The following is a 3,085-nucleotide window of genomic DNA, read 5'->3' as shown; positions in this document are numbered from 1 at the left end:
TTTTCGACGGTACTGGCAACAACAGGGATAACACCCAAGCCTATCAGAGACAGATGGATGAGTGCCTGACGGCCAATGCCGCTGGCGCTATCTCCGAGGATGAGTGCAGTGCCGAATTGTCGCAGATAATGGAGGGTAGTTACCTCAACGCTGAAACCAATGTTTCCAAGCTGGAGCGAATGTATCAGAAGGGCCAGTTCCAGAGTGACGACTGGGAGCTGGCGCGCAGGACTTCCATTTATGTCTCCGGCGTAGGCACCAAGTCAGGGCAGCCAGACGATGGTCCGAGTATGGGGCTGGGTCTCGGTGAGCAGGGGATACTCAAGAAAGTCGATCAAGGTTGCGGCGATCTGGCGATTGAGATTATCAGGCTTGTCCGTGACCCCATTGACGAACTCGTGCTTGACGTATTCGGCTTCAGCCGTGGCGCGGCCACGGCCCGGCATTTCATCAGCCGGGAAGTTCAGGATGAAAACGGCGCGCTGGCCGTCGCGTTCAAACAACAGGGCATACCCTGGCCAAAGAAGATCACCGTTCGCTTTGTGGGACTGTTCGATACCGTGGCTGGCGTTGGCGATCTTGGCAACCTGGACTTCTCCGCCCACGATGCCGAAACCGGACGCATCAACGTCAACCTCAGACCGGAGGATGCCGAGCGGGTGGTCCAGTTCGCCGCGCGGGATGAGCGCCGTCACAACTTTTCACTCAACAGCCTCCGGGGTGAGTCCGGCAACTTGCCGGAGCATTTCAGCGAATGGACGCTGCCGGGTGCGCATTCCGATATTGGCGGTGGCTACCCAGATCGCTTTCACGAACGCATCGAGGTTCGCCCACCTTTGGTAGTCAGAGGAAAAGACCGCCGCAACCCCGAAGCTAGTTTCGAATTCTCCCGCATGTTGCAGGAACGTGCGCTGATCAAGAACGAGGGCTGGATCGGGCCGCTGAACCCGCTCGCTACATTGGATATCGAGCAGGAGCGCCCACCCGGTTTGCCGGGCGGTGACATTACGCTTCGCCTTTGGCTGGACCGCGACGTTCGTGGTGAATACTCCCGGATTCCGCTGTATCTGATGCACAAGTTGGCGGTGGATGCTGGTGTTCCTTTCGATGTTATTGACCCTGAAGACTCATCGCTTTCCCTTCCGCAAGAATTAATGACCGTCGCCAGAAATCTCGCCGCCCATGTCTGGCACGGCAACCAGCTATTGATGACTCCGGAAACCAAAGCGCTACTAAAACAGCAATACATCCACCATTCCGATCATTATCTGAAACTTGGCCCCCTGCACCCCTTTAAACCCGGTAAGTACGGTCGGCGGACCGTCCACCCGAACAAGGGACAATGGTCAGAGGGGGAATACCATGAGTATTAAGGCGCTTGCCATTAGCTTCTGTGTTCTGACGATGCTTGGGTGTTCGGATCAGAGCGAATCGGAACAACCAAGGTATGGCCCCGACCCTGACTACCGAAGCATCTCCGTTGTTGTGCCTCAGCATTACGATGTATGGGTCGAGACCTTTATTCTGGAATCGGTATCGGGGGAAATCGGTTGGAGAGCACCGATTGGCAGCGTCTCTTGTTGCTGGAAAGAGCCCTCCGGAGGAAACGCCGAGTGGCAGGCAATGCCGGGCCTGGTACTCATCAAGTGGTTCTCGTTTGCCGAACAGCAATCTTATCGGGCGTTGATCCAGCTTGAGAATGCCAGCGAGATTGAGGAGAAAATGAAAGAAATCGCTCCGATTGAACGCTACGGTAAAACCTTTGACATGCCTCGCAACGACCTGACGTTTGGCCTGGCACCGGGCGGCACGGTGGTTGTCTGGATAATGAATGGGGCGGAAAATGCCATTGAGGTGGGGCGATACCAGGCAACACCTTATGATCACAAAGAAGAAGGAGAAGACTATACTCGTCGTACCGAGAGTTATCTTGAAAGAGAAGCGGATTTCCTGCAAAAAAATGGGATTCGGTACGACGGTTGGTGAAGTCCTATTTCTGACCAGTGAGTAAGGCACCACATAACCATGCCATGCACCGGATGCCAAACCCTCCGCTTCGCTGCGGTTTTGTCACCGGTGATGGCGGGCGTTAAAGGCCTTGCTTCGGTGTTCTTCGGCTGGGTGCTTGGCCGCTACCTCAACGGTCGCCGTCAGGCAGAACACAGCCTTACGTCAGGCAACAGTGCCGAGCGGCAATTCAGTGTTCTGTTCTCCGGGCAATCCGGCGCGCCCGCCGGGCAGTTTCCGCCCATTCAGTGTTCTGGTTCCTGGCGCCATGGGTCTTGCTGGTCCACAGTATCGGGAGTTGGCATTCGGGTTGGGTGCCGGAATGAATCGCCGGGTAACCGGCATTTAACCAGTCGCATCAGGACGCGGCCTGCGGCCGCTGGACGCCCTAGTCAGGGCGCCCCTGTGCTCAGCGTTATAAATAGGAGGAGTAATGATCGAAGAGATCGAGGAATGGATACATCACGTGAATTCCTCACATAGGGAAGTGCGTCGGTCTTGCTCCGTTCTTGAAGAGCATTTCAACGGTTTCTACTCGCCTGAATTTCTGAAGACAGCGTTTTTCGTTGTTACCGACGAAATCCCAAAGCCTGATTTTCCAGGACTCCGGGAAGCAGGTTTAGGAGACTTCATCGACATGGACGTGGGAGGTATTACCTACAACGATACCTATTACGTAAAGAAAGAAGCTGCAAACGAGCTTCGGCTTCACTTCCATGAATTGGTTCATGTGCTGCAATGGCGTGATCTCGGGCCTCAAGGTTTCATAGAGCGCTACATTAGAGAGATTCAAGATTTTGGGTATGACAACGCTCCGCTAGAAAATATGGCCTACGCCTTAGATGGGCACTACCAAAGCAAGGGACGGCATCTCAGTGTTGAGCAGTTTGTCCGAGAAAATTTATAACAATTCGCGTCACTCGGACACACTAAAGTGCGCCGGTGCGCTCCGCGTTAAGGTTTCGCATGGATCAAATCACTTCAACCGATCCCAAATATCTAAAGGATGATTGGTCTCAGCTACCGAAGTGGACACTGTACGTATCTACGCTACCTTCAGCATTGGTTTGGCTCGGAG

General features: G+C 54.4%; 3 protein-coding genes. All 3 read left to right on the top strand.

Annotated elements, in window-relative coordinates; all coding sequences use genetic code 11:
• Positions 1 to 1,373, top strand: a 1,373-nt coding sequence (locus EZI54_RS23365; RefSeq protein ID WP_207389330.1) for a T6SS phospholipase effector Tle1-like catalytic domain-containing protein, incomplete at its 5' end; no start/stop codon positions are given.
• Complete coding sequence (locus EZI54_RS23360) at positions 1,363 to 1,986, top strand: DUF2931 family protein (RefSeq protein WP_131484261.1); 624 nt, start codon at positions 1,363 to 1,365, stop codon at positions 1,984 to 1,986. The genes EZI54_RS23365 and EZI54_RS23360, both read left to right, overlap by 11 nt.
• Before the next feature lie 454 nt (positions 1,987 to 2,440).
• Positions 2,441 to 2,914, top strand: a complete 474-nt coding sequence (locus EZI54_RS23355; protein WP_131484260.1) for a hypothetical protein — start codon at positions 2,441 to 2,443, stop codon at positions 2,912 to 2,914.
• Positions 2,915 to 3,085: the final 171 nt, after the last annotated feature.

This window comes from Marinobacter halodurans (assembly GCF_004327985.1).
GTDB classification, from domain to species: domain Bacteria; phylum Pseudomonadota; class Gammaproteobacteria; order Pseudomonadales; family Oleiphilaceae; genus Marinobacter_A; species Marinobacter_A halodurans.
The sequence above is the reverse complement of the archived record's forward strand: the minus strand, read 5'-3'. Positions and strand labels throughout refer to the sequence as shown.